Genomic DNA, 22890 nt, shown 5'->3' with positions numbered 1-22890 from the left:
AGGAGGCGGCGAGGGGAGACGACGATGAGGATCAGGAGCGCACTGGCGACGCTGGCCGTCCTGGCGGCCGGGCTGGTGGCGGGCGCGGGCACCGGCACCGCGGCCACGACGAGCCGCGCGGCGGCCACCGCGGCGCCGTACTGCGGGATCACCTGGGGCAGCGGCGGGAAGGAGGCCGGCGCGCTCAGCACCCGACCGCTGATCGAGGTCCGCACCGGCCGCCACGACTGCTTCGACCGGGTGGTGTTCGAGTTCGCCGGGCCGGTGAACGGCTACTCGGTCGGCTACGGCGAGACGTGGACGGAGGGTGAGGGGCTCGCGCTGTCGCCGTACACCGCCGGCGGCGCGCTGCTTCGGGTGTCCCTGCGGGCGCCGGCCTACGACGACGAGCGCGCCGCCACCGTTCCCTACCGGGTCGGTGGGCACGCGGCGAACGCGCTGCGCCACCAGACGTTGCGCGACGTCGTCTTCGGCGGCAGCTTCGAGGGCTACACGACCTTCGCGGTCGGGGTGCGGGCCCGGTTGCCGTTCCGGGTGTTCATCCTGGACGGTCCCGGCGGCCACAGCCGCATCGTGCTCGACGTGGCCCACCAGTGGCAGCAGTGACCGGTCCGCACGGTGGAGGGCCCGGCCCCGGCCGGACCCTCCACATCGTCCGTCGGCGGGTTCTTCGCGGCCCACCCCGGGGCTACGCTCGGATGATGGAGGGCCGCCTGCTGGTGGTCGAGGACGATGCCTCCATCCGGGAGGTCACCGCCCTCGGACTCCGCCGGGCCGGGTTCCGGGTCACCACGGCCGTCGACGGCCACGAGGCGCTCGCCGCCTGGCGGGCGCAGCCCGTCGACCTGATCGTGCTGGACGTCATGCTGCCCGGTCTCGACGGCCTCGAGGTCTGCCGGGAGGTCCGCCGCACCAGCGCGGTGCCGATCCTCATGCTCACCGCCCGCACCGACACGATCGACGTGGTCGTCGGCCTGGAGTGCGGCGCCGACGACTACCTCCGCAAGCCGTTCGACCTGCCCGAGCTGGTGGCGCGCGTCCGGTCGGTGCTGCGCCGGGCCACCGCGCCGTCCGAACCGACCCTCCTCACCGTCGGCGGCCTGGAGATCGACCCCGCCGGCTTCGTCGCCCGCAAGGCCGGGCGGGAGCTGTCGCTCACCACGACCGAGTTCCGCCTGCTGCTGGAGCTGGCCCGCCGCCCCGGTCAGGTCTTCACCCGCGAACTCCTGCTCGACCGGGTGTGGAACCACAGCTATCTCGGCGACTCCCGCCTCGTCGACGTGGCCGTGCAGCGACTGCGCGCCAAGATCGAGGACGATCCCGCCCACCCCCGGCTGGTCCGCACCGTACGCGGCGCCGGCTACAAGCTGTCGACGGCGTGACCGGGGGCGGGCGCGATGGCCGCGGAGCGCGTACGCCCGGCTCGGCTCCGGCGCCGGCTGACCGTCGCGTTCGTCCTCGTGGCCGGGCTCTCCGCCGGGTCGCTCGCCGGCGGCTCGTACCTCCTGCTGCGGCAGGCCCGGCTGGACGCCTCCGTGCAGCAGGCCGCGGCCGACGCCCGCTACCAGCTCGTCCTCGCCGGCCAGTTCCCGCCCCTGACCGCGCAGCGCCGTGCCGAGCTGCTGCGCAGCTTCGAGGGCAGCGGCCGGCACGTGCTGCTGGCCGCCGACGGCGACGTGCAGGCCTCCAACCCCTCGGTCACACCGGCGCTCGGCCCGGCGCTGCGTGCCACCGTCGCCGCCGGGCAGGTGGGGTACGAGCGCTCCGCGCCGTCGGCCCGGCCGCGGCTGCTCGTGGTCGGCGGCCGGATACCCGGCGCCACCGACGAGCTGTACGTGGTCACCGACGAGGAGGAGCTGCACCGCGACCTCGACCAGCTCCGCACGGCGCTGCTGGCCGGCTGGGCGCTGGTGGTGCTGACCGCCGCCGGGATCGGGCACGCGCTGGCCCGGCGCACCCTGGAACCGGTCGGTCGGGCCAGTCGGGCCGCGCGGGCGGTCGCCGAGGGGCTGCTCGCCACCCGGCTGCCGGTCGAGGGCCGGGACGAGTTCAGCGCCTGGGCGGCGTCGTTCAACCGGATGGCGGAGGCGCTGGAGGCGAAGATCGAGGCGCTCTCCCGGGCGCAGGACCGGGAGCGGCGGTTCACGGCGGACGTGGCGCACGAGCTGCGTACCCCCGTGACCGCGCTGGTGGCCGCGGCCTCGCTGCTGCGCGAGCACACCGACCGTCTCCCCGGCGACGGGCGCCGCGCCGCCGAGCTGCTGGTGGCCGACGTGTTCCGGCTGCGCCGCCTGGTCGAGGACCTCATGGAGATCTCCCGCCTGGACGCCGGTCAGGAGCCCGTGGTGCCGCGACCGGTCGACCCGCTCGCCCTGCTGCACGCCCTCGTCTCGGCGCGGGGATGGCAGGACCGGGTGGTGGTCGCGGGCACCCCCGTGCCGCTGCACACCGACCCGCGCCGGATGGAGCGGGTCCTCGCCAACCTGGTGGGCAACGCGGTCGAACACGGCGGCGGCGAGATCCGCGCCACCGTGGCACGGGAGGGCCCCGACGTGGTCTTCGACGTCACCGACCGGGGGCCGGGCATCCCCGCGGCGCACCTGTCCCGCCTCTTCGACCGATTCCACAAGGTCGATCCCGCCCGCTCGGGCGCGGGCAGCGGCCTCGGCCTGGCGATCGCGTGGGAGAACGCCCGACTGCTCGGCGGTCGCCTGACGGTCCGCAGCGAGCCCGGCCTCGGCACCCGCTTCCGGCTCGCGCTCCCGGCGCCTCGTCCGTGGGCCGAGCCCGAGCCGGCCGGGGCGAGCACCCGCGAGGAGCCGTCATGACGCCCACCGTCCCGTTCCCCGGTCGCCGTGCGCTGGCCGGGCTGCTGGTCACCGCGCTGCTGGCCGGCTGCGCCCCGCCGCGGTCCGGGTCGCTCGGCCCCGCCCCCACCGCCGCGTCCCCGTCGGCCCCCACGCGCACCCCGTCCTCCCCCGCCGTCGCGCCGCCCGGCCCCACCTCGACGCCGAGCGCGACCGGCCCGTCCCGGCCGGGCGCGCCCCCGAGAAACGCGACGCCGCCGGCCGACACGCTCACCGTCGAGCTCTGGTTCGTGCGGGACGGGCGGCTGGTCCCGACCCGACGCGCCCGGCCCGGCACCCCCGCCACCTCCCGGTTGGCGCTGGCCGAACTGGTCGCCGGGCCGACCCGCGCCGAGGCCGCCACCGGGATGACCACGCTCCTGACCGCCGGTGCCGTACCGCTCGGGATCACCGACGGCGTCGCGACCGTCCGGCTCCCCGCCACCGGGGGCGACCCGGCGACCGAACGGCTGCGGCGGGCCCAGGTGATCTGGACACTCACCCAGTTCCCCTCGGTGCGGCGGGTGCGCTTCGACCCGCCGCCCGCCGCCTCCGACGGCCCGGAAGGCCGGGCCGACCACGCCGACCTGCTCCCGCCGATCGTGGTCACCGGGCCGGTCGTCGGCCAGCGGGTCACCAGCCCGCTCACCGTGGCGGGGACCGCCGACGTGTACGAGGCCACGGTGAGCCTGCGGGTCCTCGACGCGGCCGGCCGGGAGATCGCCACCACCTTCACCACGGCCAGCTGCGGCACCGGCTGCCGGGGCGACTACCGGGCCGTGGTGACGTGGCGGGTCTCCCGGGAGCAGCCCGGCACGGTCGAGGTGTACGAGGTCTCCGCCGCCGACGGAAGCCGGGTCGACGTCGTCCGCGTGCCGGTGACGCTCGCGCCCGCCCGGTGACGCGGGCGGGCGGTGAGGCTCGTGCCCGCCCGGGCCCGACCGGTGCTGCTCGGGCGGTGCGGCGCGTGCACGGGAGGCGGTGATCCGACCGGGGACGGATCTCCGAAGCCGCTGCGCGGACCGGATCACCCCGGCTAGCGTCGGACGCGACGATGTTTCGCGTAGGGCGGGGCAGGCCGGAGCCGACAGCCGGATGCGGGCCCATGAGGGCCCGGCGGTGACCGCCGCCGGTTGCCCGGCGCGCGACCGTCCCGACGCGCACGGCCGGCACCGAGTCCGCACGGAAGGCTTCGCCATGCCCGGAACGACCTCGACCAGCCCTGGCACGCCCGGCGCCGGGACGCAGACCGCGGGCCACCCTCGGCGCTGGGCGGCCCTGGGCGTCATCGCGATCGCCCAGCTGGTGGTCGTGCTCGACGCCACCATCGTGAACATCGCGCTGCCCCACGCCCAGGCCGATCTGCGCATCACCGACGCGGACCGGCAGTGGGTGGTGACCGCGTACACCCTCACGTTCGGCGGCCTGCTGCTGCTCGGCGGCCGCATCGCCGACTACTGGGGGCGCAAGCGCGCCTTCCTGGTCGGCATGATCGGCTTCGCGCTGGCCTCCGCCGTGGGGGGTCTCGCCGAGAACGGCGCGATGCTCTTCGGCGCCCGCGCGTTGCAGGGCGCGTTCGGCGCGCTGCTGGCCCCCGCCTCGCTGGCGCTGCTGACCGTGCTCTTCACCGAGACGAGGGAGCGGGCCCGCGCCTTCGCGGTGTACGGGGCGATCGCCGGCGGCGGGTCGGCCGTCGGTCTCCTCCTCGGTGGCGTGCTCACCGAGTACGCGAGCTGGCGATGGTGCCTGCTGGTCAACATCCCGGTGGCCGCCGTGGCGCTGGCCGCCGCGCTTCCGCTGGTGCCGGAGAGCCGCGCGCACGGCAACACCCGCTACGACGTGCCCGGCGCGCTGGTCGTCACCGCCGGGCTCGTGAGCCTGGTGTACGGCTTCACCCGGGCCGCCGAGGACGGCTGGACCGCCGCGCCGACGCTGACGTTCATCCTGGTCGGCGTGGCGCTGCTCGTGCTGTTCGTGTTGATCGAGCTGCGCTCCAGCCACCCGCTGCTGCCGATGCGGATCCTGCTGGACCGCAACCGCGGCGGCGCGTACCTCGCCTCCACCCTGATCGGCGCGGGCCTGTTCGGCGCGTTCCTCTTCCTGACCTTCTACCTCCAGACGGTGCTCCGGTACACACCGCTGGAGGCCGGGCTGGCGTCGCTGCCGGTCACCGTCGGCGTGCTGATCGCCGCGGGCAGCGCCAGCCAACTGCTGCCCCGCCTGGGTGCGAAGCCCCTGATGCTGGCCGGCGCGGTGCTCGCCGCGGCGGGCATGGTGGTGCTCACCCAGGTCGACGTCGACACCTCGTTCGCCACCCACCTGCTGCCCGCCCAGGTCGTCCTCGGCCTGGGACTCGGCTTCACCTTCGTGCCGCTGTCCAGCCTCGCCCTGTACGGGGTGCCCGAGCACGACGCCGGCGCGGCGAGCGCGACCCTGAACGCCACCCAGCAGGTCGGCGGCTCGCTCGGCACGGCGCTGCTCAACACGATGTACACCAGCGCCGTCACCGGGTACCTGGCGACCCGGGCGCCCGACCCCGCCACCCAGGTCAAGGCGCTGATCACCGGCTACTCCGTGGCGTTCGCCTGGGGCGCCGGCCTGATCCTGATCTCGGGCCTGACCACGCTGCTGCTGATCCGGGTACGTCGTGAGGACGTCCCCACCGGCACTCCCGCGCACCTGGGCTGAGCCGCCGTCGATGGCCGGGTGACGCACTCGTCGGGGCCGCCGATGCGGATCCGCCCGTCCCACCGGACACGCGCGCGCGGCCCCCGCCACCGGCACCGCCGGCACCGTAGCCGCGGCCACCTCCAGCCGGCCCCCGGCGCGTGCCGGAGGGCACGAGTGCCAGACTGCGGGTCGGGGCTGCCCGACCGGCGGTCCCCGAGACCGACGACAGCGGCCGCGAGCCGGGAAGGACGACCTGATGAGCAGCTCACACCCCGACCGGGACCCGGCCGGGACGTCGGCGATCAATCCGGAGATGCCACCGAGCGGCCCGGGCTGCGTGGAGTGCGAGTCGTCCGGCGGGTGGTGGGTCCACCTGCGCCGCTGCGCGGCCTGCGGGCACGTCGGCTGCTGCGACTCCTCCCCGAGCCAGCACGCGAGGGCGCACGCCGCCACGGTCGGCCACCCGGTGATCCAGAGCTACGAGCCCGGCGAGTCGTGGTTCTGGGACTACGCCGACGAGCGGTTCATCGAGGACGGGCCGGAGCTGGCCGCCCCGCACTCACGCCCGCTCGACCAGCCGGTCCCGGGTCCGCAGGGGCGCGTGCCCGCGGACTGGCGCACCCAGCTGCACTGATCCGGCTCCACCGCAGCGTGACCGTCCGCGCGTCACACCGCGGACGCGCTCGCCCGGGCGCGGCCGTACTCGGCCAGCGCGTAGAAGGCGGCCTTGGGCTCCCAGGGCATGCCGGGGTAGGCGGTCCCGGTGCGGCCGGGCGGAAGGACCTTCACGATGCCGAAGCTGCCCAGGTCGAAGTCCCGCGCGGGGTCCGCCGAGGTGGGCAGGTGCCGGGAGGCGAAGGTGTAGACGAAGGCGGTGTCCACGCCGCCGGAGTCGAAGACGTCGAGGAGATCCCGCAGGTAGGCGGCCTGTTCGGCTTCGTCGCGCTCGACGGTCTCGGTGAGCCGGGCGGCGCGCCCGGTGTCCTCGTCGTACCCGATGATGTCGCTGCGGCTGCCGCGGTCCGCGGCACCGGTGAAGGGCGCGCAGCCGAACTCGGTGACGGCGAAGGGCTTGCCCTGTGAGGTCATCGTGGCGAGGTTCCCGGGTAGGGCAGCGGCGTTGCCGGCGTCGCGGTAACCGGCGTCGGTCGCGATGAAGTCGAACGGCGTCCAGTCCACCGCCTCCATGGGAAGCGACGCGTACCCGATGGGGCCGCCGAACCGCTCCCGGGCGCCCGTGACGGCCCGGACCAGGAGGGCGTTGGTCTCCCGCTGCACGCGCGGAAGGACCTCGCGGACCCGAGCCGGGTCGGCGAGGACGGCCGCCCGCTCGGCCAGGGTGTCGCCGGGCATGAGTCCGGTCGTCGTCATGCTGATCTCCGAGCCGGTGAGGAAGCGGATGTTCGCCCCGTCCCGCCGGATCCGCTCGGCGCGCTCGGCGGCGTCCAGCAGGAACGCCAGGAGCTGGTCGGTGGTCAGGTTGTTGGTGAACGGGCAGTACCAGACCTCCAGGCCGGCGGCGGCCGCGTGCCGGGCGGCGATCTCCAGACGGTCCGCGACCCCGCCGGTGATCCGCACGGCGTCGGCGTGCAGCTCGTCGCGGATGACCCGCATGTCCCTGGCGACGATGTCAGGGTCGAAGGGTTCGTGGGTGGTGGTTCCCCGATTGGTGAAGCCGGTGTCGTAGGTGACGCCCCAGGCACGCATCGCGACCTCCTTAAGGTACGGGCCGTACCGTACCACGATTAGCGTACGATGCGTACCGTGGCGGCGGGTCAGCGGCGGCGAGGCGCGGAGCTGGAGCAGGCGATCCTGCGCGCGGCCGCCGAGGAGCTGACCGCCTCCGGATACGCCGGCATGACCATGGACAAGGTCGCCCAGCGCGCCGGCACGAACAAGAACGCGATCTACCGGCGCTGGCCGCAGCGCGCCGCGCTCGGCATCGCCGCCTACGCGTACCTGGCCGATGCCCGCACCCCGACGCCGGACACCGGCAGCCTCCGGGGCGACACGTTGGAGTTGCTGCGGCAGGCCAACGCGACCTGGTCCTCACCCCGCGGGGCGATCCTGCGCGACCTGCTGGCGGCGGCCGCCGACGAACCGGCCCTGCTGGATCTCCTGCGCGAGCAGGCCGGCGGCAGCGCGATGAACGCCGCCTGGTTCACCCTTCTGCGCCGCGCGGTGACCCGTGGTGAGGCCCCGCCCGAGGCGGTCCATCCGCGCGTGGCGGCGCTGCCGCTGGTGCTGCTGCGTGGCGAGTACGCCCTGCGCGGCGTCCCGGCCGTGCCCGACGAGGTTCTGGTTGAGATCGTCGACGAGGTCTTCCTGCCGTTGGTCCGCGGCCGGGGCGTGACCGGCTGACCACCGGTCGGCCTTCGCTCAGCGGGCGCGGCGGAGGCGGGCCGTGGCCAGCGCGCCGAGTCCCAGGCTGATCAGCCCCACCACCAGGGCCACGACGCCGCCGACTATCCCGTAGCCGGTACCGGGGCCGCCCTCGGCGGCGGCCACCACGTAACCGCCGAGGGCCAGGCCGACCAGCCCCGCCGCCAGGGCGATGGCCGCTCCGAGTCGCCCTGCGCCGAGGCGACTGCCGGGCCGGGTCAGAGCCAGCCCGCCGACGACCACGCCGGCCAGCGCGGCGAGCGCGCCCACCATGGACACGAGTCGCCCGGTGGTCAGTTCGTAGGCGTCGATGGCGGCGGCCGGTCCGTCCGCGGCCGCCGGCCCGCCGATCCCGGAGGCCCCCAGCAGTACGGCGAGCGCGACGCCTCCGATCAGGACCGCCGCGGCCACGGTGAGCACCCGCCGGGTCTGCGCCGAGGTTCTCGAGGAACTCATCTGCCTTCTCCCATTCGTCAAGCCCGTCGTGGGCGGTCGCGCGGCGGTCACGGGACCCGGGACGCCGCGCGTCAGACGGGGCACGCTCCTCGGGTGGCGGTGACCGCTCCTGGCCGACATCGTCGCGCCGGTGCGGGGGCCGTGACCTCCGGCGCCGGATGGCAGCGGCTACGTGATGGCGCGTGGCTGGTTCGCGGCTCGCTACGCCCGTCGTCGTAGGTGGTCGCGCGTTTGAGCGGAGCGTCGGCAGATCCCGCGAACGGTAGGGTCACGGCATGGAACACCGTGCCGGGTCACTCCCCCTTCGCGCGGTGACGCGGGACGTGGCGCTCGCGCTGTTCGTCACCGTGATGCAGGTGCAGGGCACGGTCGCCCGCGTCGCCACGGAGGGGGCGGAGCGTCCGCTCACCGACCTCGGCAACCTCGGCTACGCACTGCTGGCGGTCAGCGGCCTGGTCGTGGCCGTCCGCCGCCGGTGGCCGGTTCCGGTGTTCGTCACGGCCGCGCTCGCCAGCCTGGTGTACTACGGTCTCGACTTTCCGGACGGGCCCGGCTGGATAGGGCTCTTCGTCGCCCTCTACACCCTCGCCGCCTACGGCGACGGGCGCCGGTCCCTGCTGATCGCCGGCGTGGGCACCTCGGTGCTCGCCGTCGGGTGGCTCGTCGCGGCGGCCGACATCGAGCCGCGCGCCGCCGTCGGCTGGGTGTTCTTCCGGATCGGTGCCTCGGTCATGAGCGCGGCCCTCGGCGAGTCCGTCCGATCCCGACGCGTCATCGCGGCCGATGCGCAGGAGCGTGCGGAGCTGGCTGAACGGACTCGTGAGGAGGAGGCGCGGGCGCGGGTCGACGCGGAACGGCTGCGGATCGCGCGCGAGGTCCACGACACGGTCGCGCACGCCATTGCGGTCATCAACGTCCAGTCCGGGGTGACCGCGCACGTGCTCGACAAGAGACCGGACGTGGCACGCGAGGCGCTGCGCGCCATCGAGCAGACCAGTTCCCGCGCGCTGCGGGAGATGCGGGCCATCCTCGGGGTGCTCCGTGACGACAGCGACGGGCGCACGCCACACCCGGGGCTCGACCAGGTCGACGAACTCGCCGCCAAGGCACGCGAGGCCGGGCTCGACATCACCGTCGAGCGGCCCTCGCCCGCGGCGCCGCTGCCGAGCGCGGTGGGGAGCGCCGCCTACCGGATCCTGCAGGAGGCGATCACCAACGTGATCCGCCACGTCGGCCCCACCCGGGTCACCGTGGAGCTGAGCCACCGGGTCGATGCCCTGGAGATCCGCGTGGCGGACGAGGGCCCTCGCGCCTCGGCCGGCGACCACGCCGGCCCGCACCTACCGGCCCAGCACCCGCCCCGCACCGGCGGTCCGGCCGAGCCCGGCCACGGAATCCGCGGAATGCGGGAGCGCTGCCAGGTGCTGGGCGGAGAGCTCGACGCCGGACCGACTCCGCGCGGAGGGTTCGAAGTCACGGCACGCCTTCCGCTCGTACCGGCGGAGTCGCGCCGGTGAACGCCGCCGGGTCACCGCTCACCGACTCTCCCGTCACGGTGCTGCTCGCCGACGACGAAGGGCTGGTGCGATCCGGGTTCAAGGTCCTGCTCGACCTGGAGGACGACATCGCGGTCGTGGGAGAGGCGACCAACGGCGCCGAGGCCGTCGAGCGGGCCCGCGCCACCCGCCCCGACGTCGTCCTCATGGACATCCGCATGCCGAAGCTGGACGGGATCCAAGCCACCGCCCGGATCACCGCGACGCGCGGGTTGGAGCAGGTCCGAGTCCTCATCCTCACCACCTACGACACCGACGAGCACGTCTTCGAGGCACTGCAGGCCGGCGCCAGCGGGTTCCTGCTCAAGGACGCCGGACCGGCCGAACTCCTGCACGCCATCCGGGTGGTCGCCGCCGGAGACGCGCTGCTCGCGCCGCGCATCACCCGACGCCTCATCGGCCAGTTCACCGCCCGGCGAGCGGCCGCCCAGGCCGCGGAGGACCGGCTCGCGGTGCTGACCCAGCGCGAGCGCGAGGTGCTGGCCCTGGTGGGGAGGGGTCTGAACAACACCGAGATCGGCGCCGAGTTGTTCCTCAGCCCGGCCACGGCACGCACCCACGTGAGCCACGCGATGGCGAAACTGGGTGCCCGCGACCGGGCGCAGCTGGTCGTCATCGCCTACGAGACAGGACTGGTCAGCCCGCACCACGCGTGAGAGGGTCCCTGACCCGACCGGCAGGCCAAGGTGTTCGTCGCGGAAGCCCTGGCACCGGCCGGTGTGTTGCCAACCGAAGGGGGTGGCAACGAAGATCGCCGTATGGCAGTCAGCAGGATCGTTCCGGACCTCGAGAGCATGTCACTGGAGGCAGCCACGGCCTTCTACACCCAGGTCCTGGGACTGCGGGTGGTCATGGACCATGGCTGGATCGTGACGTTGGCGGATCCGGCGCGTCCCCATGTGCAGATGAGTCTCATGACCCATGACGCGACGGCTCCCGTCGTCCCGGTCGCCTCGATCCAGGTCGACGACGTGGAGGCGAGCTACCAGGCCGCCCGGGCAGCGGGAGCCGAGATCGTGCACGAGTTGACCGAAGAACCGTGGGGTGTGCGGCGATTCTTCGTCAGGGATCCCGACGGCCACGTGATCAATGTCCTCGCGCACGACTGAGCCGAGAATGCGTAACCCGGCGACGCTCCTGCGGGAACGCCTGCGCACCGCGGGAATGCACGATGTCGTCGCGGTGGAGCCCGCCGCGGGGGGCCTGGCGGCGCTCGCCGGCATCGCCACCCGCGAGGACGGGCCGCCGGTGTTCGTGAAGGCCTTCGTCGACGCGCCGGCCGGCGACGTGTTCGTCGCCGAGGCCGAGGGGCTGGCCGCCCTGCGCCGGCTCGGCGGCGTCACGACACCCGAGGTGATCCTGGCCGGCCGGGAACTGCTCGTGCTGTCGGTGCTGGAGCCGAGGCCGCCCGGCGAGAGCTTCTGGGAGCAGTTCGCGCACATGCTCGCCCACCTGCACGGAAGCACGACCCATCCTCGCTTCGGCTGGCACCGCGACAACTGGTTGGGCCGCCGCCGCCAGGTCAACACGTGGGAGGAGGACGGCTTCGCCTTCTTCGCACAGCACCGGCTGCTCCGCTGGCTCGGGCAGCCCCGGGTCGAGGCGGCCCTCGACCGCGCGGACCGGGCGGCGCTGGAGCGCCTCTGTGCCCGGCTGCCCGACCTGCTGCCCGACCGGCCGGCATGCCTGACGCACGGGGACCTGTGGGCACAGAATCTCCTGGCCACCGCGGACGGGCGGCCCGCGCTGATCGACCCGGCGGTGTCCTACATGTGGGCGGAGGTCGACCTCGCCCACGTGTGGTCCACCTCGCCTCCGCCGGAGGCACGACGGTTCTTCGAGGTCTACGCGGAGCTGACCGCCCTCGACAGCGACTGGCGCGCCCGCATGCCGATCCTCCAGCTGCGCCAGCACCTCGCCGTGCTGGCCCAGTTCGACGACGACTGGGGCGCGGCGGACCAGATCCGTGCCACCCTCGCCCCGTTCCGGGCCCGTACCTGACCGGTGGGCCCGGCGGTTCATCGGCTCCGTCGACCTCACCGTGACGCAGGCGGCTCGGCGTGATCGTCTCCGAGATCAACTCCACGGGCTCGCCGGGCACCACCGCCGCGCCTCCTGGTGGGACGACGTGCCCGGCATCGGGGACGGGGGGCGGGCGCCGAGAGGCCCTTCTTCGTTACGTCGACACGCCTTGAAAGTGGCCCGGATTTCGCCCTCATCCGGGCCGTCTTCGCAGCTCAAGGCGGTCGTCCGAGCTGGACGGAAGCGAGCTGACGTGTGATCATGTGCCGTCCCCCTCTCCCGATTTCGGAGGATTCCTCATGCGACAGCGTCGGTACGTGGCGCGCGCCGCCCTCACCGCAGCCGCCGCCACGGCCCTGCTCGGGCTTGCCGCCCCGGCCTGGGCCACCGGCAACCCGCACAACCCGCCCGGCGACAACGGCACCGTCAAGATCGACGGCGCCCCGTTCTCCGACAAGGTGGACAATCAGCCCCACGTCACCTGTGACTTCGAGTTGGAGTTCTTCAACTTCGACAAGGACCAGAAGGCCGACATCACACTCTGGGCGCAGGCGCCGTCCGCCAGCCCCAAGGACACGGTCGTCTGGTCGAAGCGCGGCGTGCTGATCAGCGACGACCCGGCCTCGGGCGCGGAGAACGACCACGACGCGGTCATCAGGCTCTCCGCCAACGATCTTGACCTCAACGGGCTGAAGCTGCACCCGAAGCAGGGCTACCACCTCAAGCTCGACGTGGACCTCACCGACGGCAAGTCGTCGGACGCCAAGCACAAGGTGTTCTGGCTGACGCCGTGCGAGTCGCCGGAGAATCCCGCGACGCCGACCCCGTCCACGCCGGACGGGGCGACCCCGACCCCGGCGCCGGGTGACTCGGCGAACCCGTCCGGGAACCCGTCGGGCACTCCGGCGCCCGGCACCTCGGTCGGCGGCGGCCAGGCCGGCGGCGGCGGCACCGAGGGTGGCCTGCCGCTCACCGGCGTGGCCGCGACCAGCATCTCGCTCACCGGTCTCGCGCTGATCGGCGGCGGCGCCCTGCTGATGATGCTGCGGCGCCGCCGGGACCGGATCACCTTCACGAGCTGAGCCGGCTCGGCCACCGGCCGTCGGACCTCGGTCCGGCGGCCGGTGGTGGGGTGCAGCCCGCACAGGGCCGCGAGCCTGGACCTACATCGTCAACACTGCCGGCATCGGCGGCTGGATCCGGGACGACCGGCTGAACGACGGCGGATCCCGGGTGTGGTGCCCGAACCAGACGGTCTGACGCGCGCGGCGCGGGCTCGCGCAGCGGTACGCCGCCGTCGGCACGGAGCCGGCACCACCCCCGGCCCGTGCGCCACGGCGGCCGCCGCGCCCGCTACCGTCGACGGTCGTGGCCCTGATGCGTGTCGACTTCTACTCCGAGGTGCTCACCCTCAGCACCTCGATGACCGTGATCCTGCCCCAGCGCACGTCGTCCCAGATCGGCATGGCGGGCGGCGCCACCGCCGGAGATCCGCCCGTGCTGTACCTGCTGCACGGCCTCACCGACGACGACACCATCTGGCTGCGCCGCACCGCGATCGAGCGGTACGTGGCCCCGCTCGGGCTGGCCGTGGTGATGCCGCAGGTCGGGCGGAGCTTCTACACCGACGAGGCGCACGGCAACCGGTACTGGACATTCCTCAGCGCGGAGCTGCCGCAGCTGTGCCGCTCGTTCTTCCGCATCTCCGACCGGCGGGAGGACACGTTCGTCGCCGGGCTGTCCATGGGTGGCTACGGGGCGATGAAGTGGGCGCTGCGCGAACCGGGCCGCTTCGCGGCGGCGGCCAGCCTCTCCGGCGCGCTGGACGTGACCCACCGGCGGCAGCACGCGACCCACCCGATCGACCCGGCGGTCTGGCACACCGTCTTCGGCGGACGGCCGGTCGCGGGCACGGACGACGACACCATCGCGCTGCTGGACCGGGTGGGCTCGGGCGTCGACCGGCCGGCGCTCTACGTGGCCTGCGGCACCGAGGACTTCCTGTACGAGGACAACCAGCGCTTCGTGGCGGCCGCCCGGGAGCGGGGGGTGCCACTCACCGTGGACTTCTCCCCCGGCGCGCACGACTGGGCGTACTGGGACGCGAAGATCCAGGACGTGCTGGCCTGGCTGCCCCTGCCGACGGCCGACACCGGCGGCACGCCGGCCGGTGGCGGTGCGGCGGGCTGAGGCGGCTACCCGACAGACGAGCGGGCCACCGGGGCGTCGAAGTAGGTGTCCGGGTACGGCTCGTCCCGGAACCGGTAGTGCCACCACTCGCGGTCGTAGTTCACGAACCCCGCGTCGGTCATCAGCCGTTGCAGCAGCCGGCGGTTCGCCCGCTGGACGCCGGTGACCTCCGGTGCGGCCGTGTGCGCCAACACGTCGAAGCAGTCGAAGCCGGTGCCCATGTCGATGCTGTTGTCCGGGAAGCGCTGGGCGCGCGGCGCCGTGCACGACACCAGCGGCTGGCCGGGCATGAACGGCGGTTGGCTGGCCGCCGGCACGTCGACCAGGGTGAGGTCGAGGGTGCTGCCCCGGCTGTGGGCGGTCGGCGCGCCGATGTAGCCGTCCGGGAAGAGCCGCGACTTGGCCACGTGCGGGAAGAACTCCCCCTTCATCTGCTGCTCGGCGGGGCGCCGGGCCCACTCGACGAAGTCGTTCGCGGCCGGCACCGGGCGGTAGCAGTCGTACACCTTCAGGCTGTGCCCGCCGGCCAGGGCCGCGTCCTGCGCGCGGCGCAGCGCCTCCGCCGCCTGCCGGGTGAGCAGGCAAAGCGGTTCCGGGTAGCCGGTGACCGGCCGGCCCACGAAGTTGTGGGACGTCGCGTACCGGATGTCGGTGAGGATGCGCGGATCCACGTCGCCGAGCACCACGAAACCCGGCAGGCGCGGCTTGGTCGCCGTCGACGCCGACGGGGTGGGGCCGACCTGGCTGGGCGGCGGTGCGGGCGGGGTCGGGGCGGGTCGGGGTTCCGGCCGCGAGCAGCCGCATGCCAGCACGCCGGCCGCCAGCAGCGTGGCGGCGACCCGGAGCACCCGCCGGGCTGGGCCGGGGCAGGCCGGGGCGGCGCCGGAACCCACCCCTGACCTGCGCACCCGTCCTGTCTATCAGCCTCCGCCCGCCCCGGGTGCCGGGTCGGGGGCACCGGCCAGGTGCGCGGCGAGGAACCGCAGCGCCGCCTCGTCGTCGTCGATCCCGCCCGCCTCGTGGCCGTTGTAGCGCCACACCGACAGCTCGGTCGGCCCGGCGTGCGCGTTCCGGGCGGCGAAGACCGTCGACGGCGGCACGATCTCGTCCATCAGCGCCACCGAGTAGAGCGCGGGCAGGTGGCAGCGTCGGGCGAAGTTCACCCCGTCGACGTACGCGAGGGTGGTCAGCACCTGCTCCTCGGCGTCCCGGTGGATCGCCAGATAGTCACGGACCTCCCGGTACGGGCGGGCGTCGGTGACCACGACGGCGCGCGGAATGTCGCAGAGGAACGGCACCCCGGCGACCACGGCCCGCAGGTCGGGCACCAGCGCGCCGACCGCGAGCGCGAGCCCGCCGCCCTGGCTCTGCCCGAGCACCGCGACCCGGGCCGGGTCGACCGCCGGCAGGGCCCGGGCGGCGTCGACCGCCCGGACCGCGTCGGTGATGAGCCGCCGGTAGTAGTAGGTGCGCGGGTCCCTGATGCCCCGGGTCATCACACCGGGCGCCTCCGGCCCGGCCGCAGCGGGGTCGGGCGTGTCGCCCCGGCTCCACCCCGAGCCCTGCCCACGGGTGTCCATCTGCAGGTGCGCGTACCCGGCCGCGGCCCAGAGCAGGTTTTCCAGCGGGTGCCCGCGGCCCCCGCCGTAGCCGGCGTACTGCACCACGGTGGGCAGCGGCTGGCCGACGCCCCGCGGCACCCGCAGCCACCCGCGTACCGGCTGTCCGGCGTACCCGGGGAACGTCACGTCGTACACGTCGATGCCGGCCAGGCCGACCTCCACGAGCCGGGCCTGGACCGCCGTCTCGGCGGCCCGGGCCTCGGCCAGCGTGGCGGCCCAGAACCCGTCGAAGTCCGCCGGGTCCCGCACGCCGCTGTGGTACGCGCGCAGCTGCTCCTCGGGCAGGTCGGTGTACACGGTCAGTTCGGGTCCACGACGAACCGCGGGTGCAGGCGCCGGGTGTGGTCGACGTGCCGCGCGGGCCCGCGCAGCTCGACCGGCGCGGTGAGCCGCGTGTCGCTGCTCGACGCCGCCAGCCGCAGCTCCAGCGCGCCCGGTTCGACGACCCGCCGCCCGTCCCTGCCGGTGAACGAGAACAGGTCGGCGGGCACGGTCACCTCGATCCGGCAGGAGGCGCCCGGGTGCAGCGGCACCCGCTGGTACCCGATGAGCCGCTGCACCGGCTGCACCACCGAGGCCACCGGGTCGTGGGCGTAGAGCTGCACGACCTCGCTGCCCCACCGGTCACCGGCGTTGCGCAGCGTGAACGCCAGCCGCAGCTCGCCGTCGGTCTCCGCCACGGGCTGTTCGACCGTCAGCTCCGTCCAGTCGAAGCGGGTGTAGCTGAGCCCGTGCCCGAACCCGTACGCCGGGGTGGGGTCGAGGTTGGAGACGTCGGTGGCCTGCCCGAGCCGGGCGGTGAGGTAGGTGCCCGGCTGGCCGCCCGGCCGCCGGGGCACGCTGACCGGCAGCCGCCCCTGCGGTTCGACCCGACCGCTGAGCACGCCGGCGATCGCCGAGGTTCCCTCCTCACCGGGGAAGAAGGACTGCACGATGGCCGCGGCCTCGTCGACCGCCCGACCCAGCGCGTACGGGCGGCCGGCGACGAGGGTCACCACGACCGGCGTGCCGGTGGCGAGCAGCGCGTCGAGCAGTTGCTGCTGCACGCCCGGCAGAGCCAGCGACTCGGCGTCGCAGCCCTCGCCGCTCGTGCCGCGCCCGAACAGCCCGGCCCGGTCGCCGAGGGCGGCGATCACGACGTCGGCGTCCCGGGCCGCCTCGACGGCCGCCGCGAAGCCGTCGGTCTCCGGGCCGTCGACGGTGGCGCCGGCGGCGACCACCACCTCGCTGGTGGGGAACTCGGCGCGCAGCGCCGTGGCCAGCGTGGGCAGCTCGATCCCGAGCGGCACCTCCGGGTGCTGGGAGCCGACGTGCACCGGGAACGAGTAGCAGCCGAGCACGGCCAGGGGGTTGTCGGCCTGCGGTCCGACCACGGCGATGCGCGCCGGTGCGGCGAGCGGCAGGACGCCCTCGTTGCGCAGCAGGACGACAGCCTCCTCGGCGACCTGCCGGGCCAGCGCCCGGTTGGCCGGCGAGTCCAGGTCGACGCGGCCGCGGAGCGTCTCCGGGTCGCCCAGGTCGGCGCCGTCGAGCGCTGGGGGGACCGGGCTCCAGCCGGCGTCCAGCAGCCCGAGCTCGGCCTTCTGCAACAGCACCCGGCGCACCGCCCGGTCGACGAGCGCCTCGGGCACCGTGCCGGCGGCGATCGCCGCCCGCAGCGGCTCGCCGAAGGTCTTCACGGTGGGCAGCTCGACGTCCACGCCGGCGGCGAGGGCCGCGCCCGCCGCCTCGCCGAAGCTGCCGGCCACCCCGTGGAGGGTGTGCAGGAACGCGACGCCGAAGTAGTCGGCGACCACGGTGCCGGTGAACCCCCAGGTGTCGCGGAGCAGCCCGGTGAGCAGTTCCCCGTCGGCCGCCGACGGCACCCCATCGGTGTCGGTGTAGGCGTGCATGACCGAGCGCACGCCGCTCTCGCGCACGGCCATCTCGAACGGCGGCAGCATGACGTCGGCCCGCTCCCGGGGGCCCATGCCCACGGGGGCGTGGTTGCGCCCGGCCCGGGAGGCGGAGTAGCCCACGAAGTGCTTGAGAGTGGCGATCACCCCCTCGGACTCCAACCCCTGGATGTACGCGGTGGCGACCGTCCCCACCAGGTAGGGGTCCTCGCCGATGGTCTCCTCGACCCGCCCCCAGCGGGCGTCGCGGACCACGTCGAGCACCGGCGCGAGGCCCTGGTGCACACCGAGGCGACGCATGTCGGCGCCGATGGCGGTGGCCATGCGCCGGATGAGCGCCGGGTCGAAGGTGGCGCCCCAGGACAGCGGCACCGGGTAGGCGGTGGCTCCCCAGGTGGCGAAGCCGGCGAGGCACTCCTCGTGGGCCAGGGCCGGGATGCCGAACCGGTTCGCCGCCACGATCCGCTGCTGGCTGCGCAGCAGCGACAGGGCGCCGAGCGCCGGGTCCACCGGCGCGGTGCCGAACGGCCGGGTCAGCTGACCGAGGCCGGTCTCCAGCAGCGCGTCGAGGTCGACCGGCTCCTCCATCTCGTGCTGGTACGGCGCGACCTCACCGCCGTCGGCGGAGGCGCCGACCCAGACGCCGTAGAGCTGGGCGATCTTCTCGGGCAGGGTCATCGCGGCGACCAGGGCGTCGACGCGGGTGGGAAGGTCGTACGAGGGGTCGTTCCAGATGGCGGTGCTCGGTTCGATGTCCACGGTCACGTTGGTGGTCACTTTCCTCCGACGCGCGGGAGCCCCGGCGACAGGGCCCCGCGGGCGAACAGGTGGTCGGTCATGCTGTGCTGCCCTCTCCGCGTGCGCCGGTCAGCCCTTCACGGCGCCCTGCAGGCCGCCGACGATCTGCTTCTCGGCGAAGGTGAAGAAGAGCAGTGCCGGCAGCATCGCCAGCGAGGTGAAGGCGAGGATTCCCGCCGTGTCGGTGGTGTACTGGCTCGAGAAGTTCTGGACGCCCAGTGGCAGGGTGTGCAGGTTGACGTCGCCGAGCACGAGCAGCGGCAGCAGGAACGCGTTCCAGCTCGCCACGAACGCGAGGACCCCGACGGTGACGAGCGCGGGCCGGGACAGCGGCAGCAGGATGCGCCAGAGGAAACCGAGCCGGCTCGCGCCGTCGATGGCCGCGGCGTCCTCCAGCTCCCGGGGGACGGCCGACAGGAACGGACGCAGGATCACGATCGTCAGCGGCAGCGAGAAGGCGACCTGCGGGAGGATCACGGCGTAGTAGGAGTTGACGAGATTCAGGTCGCGGAGCATGAGGTAGAGCGGCAGGATCGCCGCCCCGGCCGGGAAGAGCAGGCCGAGGGTGAAGAAGGTGTAGAGCGCCTCACGCCCCCGGAAGGTGTAGCGGGCGAGCACGAACGCGGCGCAGACGCCGAGCACCACGACGCCGAGCGTGGTGCCCAGGGCGATCACCGCGCTGTTGAACGCCTGCTTCCAGAAGTCGCTCTGCGTCAGCACCCGGGCGTAGTTGTCCCACACCCAGGGGTCGGGCAGTCCGGCCGGGTCGGCGACGATCTGCGGGGTGGTGCGGAAGCCGCCGACGATCACGTAGACCACCGGGGCAATCGACACGGCGGCCACCGCGAGCGCCAGCCCGTACGTCAGGGGGCTGCTCCACGAGAACGGACGGCGTGGGGTGGACGGGGACACGGTCTCGGTGGCCACGGTCAGTTCCTCCTTCCGGTGACGGCGCCCTCGATGTCGCGGCGGAGGAGGAAGCGCTGGAACAGCAGCGCCGCGATGAACGAGATGACGAAGAGGATCACGGCCACCGCGTTGCCGTAGCCCCACAGCCGGGCGAAGAAGCCGTTGTCCACCATGTAGGTGGCCATGGTGGCCGAGGCTCCGAGCGACCGGACCGCGGGCACCGAGGTCACCCAGATCACGTCGAAGACCTGCAACGAACCGATCATGGAGAGGAACATCCAGATCCGGATCGTCGGGCCGAGCAGCGGGAGCGTGACGTGGCGCTGCGTCTGCCACCAGCCGGCGCCGTCGATCGCGGCGGCCTCGGTCAGTTCCCGCGGCACGTTCGACAGGCCGGCGAGCAGCAGGATGATGGCGAAGCCGACGTACTTCCAGGTGAGCACCACGAGCATCGTCCAGATGACGACGTCGAGGTCGGCGAGCCAGGGCTGCACCAGGCCGCCCAGCCCGAACCGCCGCATGAGCTCGTCGACGGTGCCGCCGTCGGTGAGCAGCAGCTTCCACATGATGCCGACGGTGACCTCGGCGAGCACGTAGGGCACGAAGACGAGCAGGCGGAACACGCCACGTCCGCGGAACCGGCGGTTGAGCAGCAGCGCGACGGCCAGCGCGATGGGGCCCTGCGCGACCAGCGACCCGACCACGATGATCGCGTTGTTGCGCAGCGCGTCGAGGAAGATCGGGTCCTGGAACGCGAGGACGTAGTTGTCGAGGCCGACGAAGTCGGTCGGCGGCCCGACCCCGCGCCAGCGGAAGAGGCTGTAGTAGAGCGCGAACCCCATCGGGACGAGCACGAACATCACGTAGACGACGATCGCCGGCGTGGTGAGCCCGATGATCTCGTACCACTTGCGTCGGGTCTCGGCCGCGCGGGCGGACGAGCGCCGGACGGGCCGGGGGCCCGCCGGCGGCGCGTCCGCGCCGCCGACGGGGTTCAGGGTCGGGTTGGTGGAGGTCACTTCTTCGCGGCCGCCTTCATGGCGTCCACGACCTGCTGGGGCGTGCCGTTGCCGGCGAAGATGGCCACGATCGAGTCGTTCATCGCGTTGCCGACGGTGCTGCCGAACGCCGTGTCCAGCCAGAGCTGCACGTAGGTCGCGCCGGAGGTGGCCTCCAGGATGGACTTCAGCGAGGAGTCGGTGATGGCGGCCTCGGCGCCCTTGGTGACGGGCAGGCCCGTGCCGGTCTCGGCGTAGCCCTTCTGCACCTCGGGGCTGACGATGTACTTGAGGAACTCGACGCACTCCGCCGGGGCGTTCTTGGCGCAGGCGAAGCCGTCGCCGCCGCCGAGGGCCGCCTTCGGGTCACCGGCGGAGCCGGTGATCGCCGGCACCGGGAACCAGCCGAGGAACTTCTTCAGCGCCTCCTTGTCCGCGGCGACGGTCTCCAGGGTGCCGCGGTTCCAGTCGCCCATGAGCTCCATCGCCGCCTTGCCGTTGGCGAGCAGACCGTTGGCGCTGGTCGGGTCGTTCTGGCCGGGGGTGGCGATGTAGTTGGCCTGGAACGGGTTGGTGGCGATGAAGGTCTTGAGGTCCTCGCCGGCCTTGACGAAGCAGGCGTCGTCGAAGACGAGGTCGGTGGAGGCCTTCTTCAGGGTGTCGACCGAGCAGGCGCGCAGCGCGAAGTTGTACCACCAGTGCGCGGCGGGCCACTTGTCACCGGCGCCGAGGGCGATCGGGATGACGTTGATGGCCTTGAGCTTGGTGACCGCCTCGTTGAGCTCCTCCATCGTCGTCGGCGGCGCCGTGATGCCCGCCTTGGCGAACATGTCCTTGTTGTACCAGATGCCTTCGACGCCCATCCGGAACGGCAGTCCGTACTGCTTGCCGTCCACCTGCCAGATCTCGGCGGCGCTGCCGCTGTTGGCGACCTCCGTCTTGACCTGGTCGGTCAGGTCCTTCAGGTAGTCGGCCTCCACCTGCTCGCGCATCTCGCCGCCGCCCCAGACCATGAAGATGTCCGGCGGGTCGTTGCTCAGCAGCGCGGCGGGGAGCCGGGTGCGCTGGAGCTGGTTGGTCTCGATCGCCTCGATCTGGATCGTGACGGTCGGGTGAAGCGTGGAGAAGTCCTTGGCGACCTTCTCCCAGTAGGTCTTGCCAGGCCCGTCCTGGGAGGCGTTGTGCCACCAGGTCAGGGTCACCGGGTTCTTGTAGAGCTCGTTGTCGGCGGGGGTTTCGCTCTCGCCGCCGTTACACCCGGCGACGAGCAGTGCGGTGGTCACGAACAGCGCCAGGGCGGCGCCCGCGCGGTGCTTCATCGCCATCGACACGTCTCCTCGACTAGCAGTGGCGGAATCAGGTGCGGCGAGTTTTACAGTCCCGTAACGGGGTGTCAACCGTTGTCGATAACGGTTTCGAAACCCCGGCGACGCGCTCCCGGGAGCCCTCTATCATCGTCGGCGTGACCTTCCCCGAGCGTGTCAAGATGTCGGACGTGGCCCGTACGGCCGGCGTCTCGGTGGCCACCGTGTCGAAGGTCGTCAACGGTCGCTACGGCGTGGCGCAGGCGACCGTGGAACGGGTCCGGCAGGTCATCCACCAGCTCGGCTACGAGGCCAGCCTGGGCGCGCAGAGCCTGCGCAGCCACCGCACCAACGTCCTCGGCATCCTGGTCGCCGAGTTCGAGCCGTTCTCGACCGAGCTGCTCAAGGGTGCGTCGAAGCAGGTCGCCGGCACCGGCTACCAGTTGCTGGCGTACTCCGGCGGCGACGGCGACAGCGCCGCCGTCGGCTGGGAACGGCGCTCGCTGGCACGCCTGTCCGGCACCCTCATCGACGGGGCCGTGATCGTCACCCCGACCGTGGTCGAGACCAAGCAGGGCTTCCACGTCGTGGCCGTCGACCCGCACACCGGCCCGTCCGGCCTGCCCACCGTCGACTCGGACAACTTCGCCGGCGCCGTGCTCGCCACCAACTACCTGCTGTCCCTGGGCCACCGCCGCATCGGGCACATCAGCGGACGCGCCGACCTCGAATCGGCCCGACTGCGTGAGGCGGGCTTCCGCAGGGCGATGGCCGACGCCGGCGTGGCGGTGGACGAACGGCTCGTACGCGTCGGCGGGTTCCGCGTCGAGAGCGCCGCCGCCACGGCAGCGGAGCTGCTCGCGCTCCCCGACCGGCCGACCGCCGTCTTCGCGGGAAACGACCTCTCCGCCATCTCCACCGTGGACGTCGCCCGGAGCATGGGCCTCACCGTGCCCGACGACCTGTCCGTCATCGGCTTCGACAACGTCCCCGAGTCGGCGCTGGTCAACCCACCGCTCACGACGATCGCGCAACCCCTGCAGCGCATGGGCGCGGAGGCGTTGCGGCTGCTCATCGACCTCATCGGGGGCGTCGAGCGCGACCCGCACGTCCGGCTGCCGACCGAGCTCGTGGTCCGCGCGTCCTGCGGCCCGGCACCCACCCTCCTCCGGCCGGCCCGCCCCGTGTCGTCCGAGCCGGTCACGCCCGCACCCGGCGACCGGGGGTGAGCCCGGTCCCGGC

At 73.6% G+C, this 22890-nt stretch carries 22 protein-coding genes; 14 read left to right on the top strand and 8 right to left on the bottom strand.

Annotation, left to right across the window (positions count from 1 at the left end; genetic code table 11):
• The first annotated feature begins 24 nt into the window (after nucleotides 1-24).
• From SM573_RS15945 to SM573_RS15920, 6 genes are all read left to right on the top strand, one after another.
• Nucleotides 25-606 (top strand): AMIN-like domain-containing (lipo)protein, encoded by a 582-nt coding sequence (locus SM573_RS15945; RefSeq protein ID WP_474616406.1) that lies wholly within the window; start codon nucleotides 25-27, stop codon nucleotides 604-606.
• A gap of 95 nt (nucleotides 607-701) precedes the next feature.
• The gene (locus tag SM573_RS15940; protein ID WP_474610213.1) at nucleotides 702-1382 is read left to right on the top strand and encodes a response regulator; all 681 of its coding nucleotides are present in this window, start codon (nucleotides 702-704) and stop codon (nucleotides 1380-1382) included.
• A gap of 15 nt (nucleotides 1383-1397) precedes the next feature.
• The gene (locus SM573_RS15935) at nucleotides 1398-2828 is read left to right on the top strand and encodes an ATP-binding protein (RefSeq protein WP_474616405.1); all 1431 of its coding nucleotides are present in this window, start codon (nucleotides 1398-1400) and stop codon (nucleotides 2826-2828) included.
• Nucleotides 2825-3748 carry a Gmad2 immunoglobulin-like domain-containing protein gene (locus tag SM573_RS15930; protein WP_474616404.1) on the top strand — a complete coding sequence of 308 codons (924 nt, stop codon included), beginning with the start codon at nucleotides 2825-2827 and terminating at the stop codon, nucleotides 3746-3748. Before SM573_RS15935 ends, SM573_RS15930 begins: the two co-directional genes overlap by 4 nt.
• A gap of 295 nt (nucleotides 3749-4043) precedes the next feature.
• A complete protein-coding gene (locus SM573_RS15925; protein ID WP_474610216.1) occupies nucleotides 4044-5534 on the top strand; it encodes an MFS transporter in 1491 nt (496 codons plus the stop codon).
• 238 nt (nucleotides 5535-5772) lie between these two features.
• Complete coding sequence (locus SM573_RS15920) at nucleotides 5773-6150, top strand: UBP-type zinc finger domain-containing protein (RefSeq protein ID WP_474610217.1); 378 nt, start codon at nucleotides 5773-5775, stop codon at nucleotides 6148-6150.
• A gap of 32 nt (nucleotides 6151-6182) precedes the next feature.
• Here SM573_RS15920 and SM573_RS15915 read toward each other — a convergent pair whose 3' ends face one another.
• Complete coding sequence (locus tag SM573_RS15915) at nucleotides 6183-7223, bottom strand: hypothetical protein (protein ID WP_474616403.1); 1041 nt, start codon at nucleotides 7221-7223, stop codon at nucleotides 6183-6185.
• Between the two features lie 57 nt (nucleotides 7224-7280).
• Here SM573_RS15915 and SM573_RS15910 point away from each other — a divergent pair, with 57 nt between their 5' ends.
• On the top strand, nucleotides 7281-7877 hold the full coding sequence (locus SM573_RS15910; RefSeq protein ID WP_474616402.1) for a TetR/AcrR family transcriptional regulator: 597 nt from the start codon (nucleotides 7281-7283) through the stop codon (nucleotides 7875-7877).
• Between the two features lie 18 nt (nucleotides 7878-7895).
• Here the strand turns inward: SM573_RS15910 and SM573_RS15905 are convergent, their stop codons facing one another.
• The gene (locus tag SM573_RS15905; protein ID WP_474610220.1) at nucleotides 7896-8354 is read right to left on the bottom strand and encodes a DUF6223 family protein; all 459 of its coding nucleotides are present in this window, start codon (nucleotides 8352-8354) and stop codon (nucleotides 7896-7898) included.
• 275 nt (nucleotides 8355-8629) lie between these two features.
• Between SM573_RS15905 and SM573_RS15900 the strand changes: the two genes are divergently transcribed.
• From SM573_RS15900 to SM573_RS15875, 6 genes are all read left to right on the top strand, one after another.
• The gene (locus SM573_RS15900) at nucleotides 8630-9871 is read left to right on the top strand and encodes a sensor histidine kinase (protein ID WP_474610221.1); all 1242 of its coding nucleotides are present in this window, start codon (nucleotides 8630-8632) and stop codon (nucleotides 9869-9871) included.
• Nucleotides 9868-10566, top strand: a complete 699-nt coding sequence (locus SM573_RS15895) for a response regulator transcription factor (RefSeq protein WP_474610222.1) — start codon at nucleotides 9868-9870, stop codon at nucleotides 10564-10566. The genes SM573_RS15900 and SM573_RS15895 overlap by 4 nt, the downstream gene beginning before the upstream one ends.
• A 30-nt stretch (nucleotides 10567-10596) precedes the next feature.
• Nucleotides 10597-11019, top strand: a complete 423-nt coding sequence (locus tag SM573_RS15890) for a VOC family protein (RefSeq protein WP_474610223.1) — start codon at nucleotides 10597-10599, stop codon at nucleotides 11017-11019.
• 7 nt (nucleotides 11020-11026) lie between these two features.
• Nucleotides 11027-11911 carry a fructosamine kinase family protein gene (locus SM573_RS15885; protein ID WP_474616401.1) on the top strand — a complete coding sequence of 295 codons (885 nt, stop codon included), beginning with the start codon at nucleotides 11027-11029 and terminating at the stop codon, nucleotides 11909-11911.
• Nucleotides 11912-12231: 320 nt separating this feature from the next.
• Complete coding sequence (locus SM573_RS15880; RefSeq protein ID WP_474616400.1) at nucleotides 12232-13014, top strand: LPXTG cell wall anchor domain-containing protein; 783 nt, start codon at nucleotides 12232-12234, stop codon at nucleotides 13012-13014.
• Between the two features lie 286 nt (nucleotides 13015-13300).
• Nucleotides 13301-14122 (top strand): alpha/beta hydrolase, encoded by an 822-nt coding sequence (locus SM573_RS15875; RefSeq protein ID WP_474616399.1) that lies wholly within the window; start codon nucleotides 13301-13303, stop codon nucleotides 14120-14122.
• Nucleotides 14123-14127: 5 nt separating this feature from the next.
• On the opposite strand, the gene SM573_RS15870 is transcribed toward SM573_RS15875, so the two are convergent.
• The 6 genes from SM573_RS15870 to SM573_RS15845 all read right to left on the bottom strand — a co-directional run bounded on the left by SM573_RS15870 (nucleotide 14128) and on the right by SM573_RS15845 (nucleotide 21669).
• A complete protein-coding gene (locus tag SM573_RS15870; protein ID WP_474616398.1) occupies nucleotides 14128-15030 on the bottom strand; it encodes a M15 family metallopeptidase in 903 nt (300 codons plus the stop codon).
• Nucleotides 15031-15042: 12 nt separating this feature from the next.
• A complete protein-coding gene (locus tag SM573_RS15865) occupies nucleotides 15043-16041 on the bottom strand; it encodes an acetylxylan esterase (protein WP_474610228.1) in 999 nt (332 codons plus the stop codon).
• 2 nt (nucleotides 16042-16043) lie between these two features.
• Nucleotides 16044-18416 (bottom strand): beta-xylosidase/alpha-l-arabinosidase, encoded by a 2373-nt coding sequence (locus SM573_RS15860; protein WP_474610229.1) that lies wholly within the window; start codon nucleotides 18414-18416, stop codon nucleotides 16044-16046.
• Between the two features lie 90 nt (nucleotides 18417-18506).
• On the bottom strand, nucleotides 18507-19364 hold the full coding sequence (locus SM573_RS15855; protein ID WP_474610230.1) for a carbohydrate ABC transporter permease: 858 nt from the start codon (nucleotides 19362-19364) through the stop codon (nucleotides 18507-18509).
• Nucleotides 19365-19366: 2 nt separating this feature from the next.
• Nucleotides 19367-20365 carry a carbohydrate ABC transporter permease gene (locus SM573_RS15850; RefSeq protein WP_474610231.1) on the bottom strand — a complete coding sequence of 333 codons (999 nt, stop codon included), beginning with the start codon at nucleotides 20363-20365 and terminating at the stop codon, nucleotides 19367-19369.
• Nucleotides 20362-21669 (bottom strand): ABC transporter substrate-binding protein, encoded by a 1308-nt coding sequence (locus SM573_RS15845; RefSeq protein ID WP_474610232.1) that lies wholly within the window; start codon nucleotides 21667-21669, stop codon nucleotides 20362-20364. Before SM573_RS15845 ends, SM573_RS15850 begins: the two co-directional genes overlap by 4 nt.
• A 137-nt stretch (nucleotides 21670-21806) precedes the next feature.
• On the opposite strand from SM573_RS15845, the gene SM573_RS15840 reads away from it, so the two are divergent.
• On the top strand, nucleotides 21807-22877 hold the full coding sequence (locus tag SM573_RS15840) for a LacI family DNA-binding transcriptional regulator (RefSeq protein WP_474610233.1): 1071 nt from the start codon (nucleotides 21807-21809) through the stop codon (nucleotides 22875-22877).
• Nucleotides 22878-22890: the final 13 nt, after the last annotated feature.

Source organism: Micromonospora xinjiangensis (genome assembly GCF_056150165.1).
The sequence above is the reverse complement of the archived record's forward strand: the minus strand, read 5'-3'. Positions and strand labels throughout refer to the sequence as shown.

Bases quoted from the DNA above. Each gene is read 5' to 3' on its own strand.
- SM573_RS15945 (WP_474616406.1), top strand. From the start codon at position 25: ATGAGGATCAGGAGCGCACTGGCGACGCTGGCCGTCCTGGCGGCCGGG.
- SM573_RS15940 (WP_474610213.1), top strand. From the start codon at position 702: ATGGAGGGCCGCCTGCTGGTGGTCGAGGACGATGCCTCCATCCGGGAG.
- SM573_RS15935 (WP_474616405.1), top strand. From the start codon at position 1,398: ATGGCCGCGGAGCGCGTACGCCCGGCTCGGCTCCGGCGCCGGCTGACC.
- SM573_RS15930 (WP_474616404.1), top strand. From the start codon at position 2,825: ATGACGCCCACCGTCCCGTTCCCCGGTCGCCGTGCGCTGGCCGGGCTG.
- SM573_RS15925 (WP_474610216.1), top strand. From the start codon at position 4,044: ATGCCCGGAACGACCTCGACCAGCCCTGGCACGCCCGGCGCCGGGACG.
- SM573_RS15920 (WP_474610217.1), top strand. From the start codon at position 5,773: ATGAGCAGCTCACACCCCGACCGGGACCCGGCCGGGACGTCGGCGATC.
- SM573_RS15915 (WP_474616403.1), bottom strand. From the start codon at position 7,223: ATGCGTGCCTGGGGCGTCACCTACGACACCGGCTTCACCAATCGGGGA.
- SM573_RS15905 (WP_474610220.1), bottom strand. From the start codon at position 8,354: ATGAGTTCCTCGAGAACCTCGGCGCAGACCCGGCGGGTGCTCACCGTG.
- SM573_RS15900 (WP_474610221.1), top strand. From the start codon at position 8,630: ATGGAACACCGTGCCGGGTCACTCCCCCTTCGCGCGGTGACGCGGGAC.
- SM573_RS15885 (WP_474616401.1), top strand. From the start codon at position 11,027: ATGCGTAACCCGGCGACGCTCCTGCGGGAACGCCTGCGCACCGCGGGA.
- SM573_RS15880 (WP_474616400.1), top strand. From the start codon at position 12,232: ATGCGACAGCGTCGGTACGTGGCGCGCGCCGCCCTCACCGCAGCCGCC.
- SM573_RS15845 (WP_474610232.1), bottom strand. From the start codon at position 21,669: ATGGCGATGAAGCACCGCGCGGGCGCCGCCCTGGCGCTGTTCGTGACC.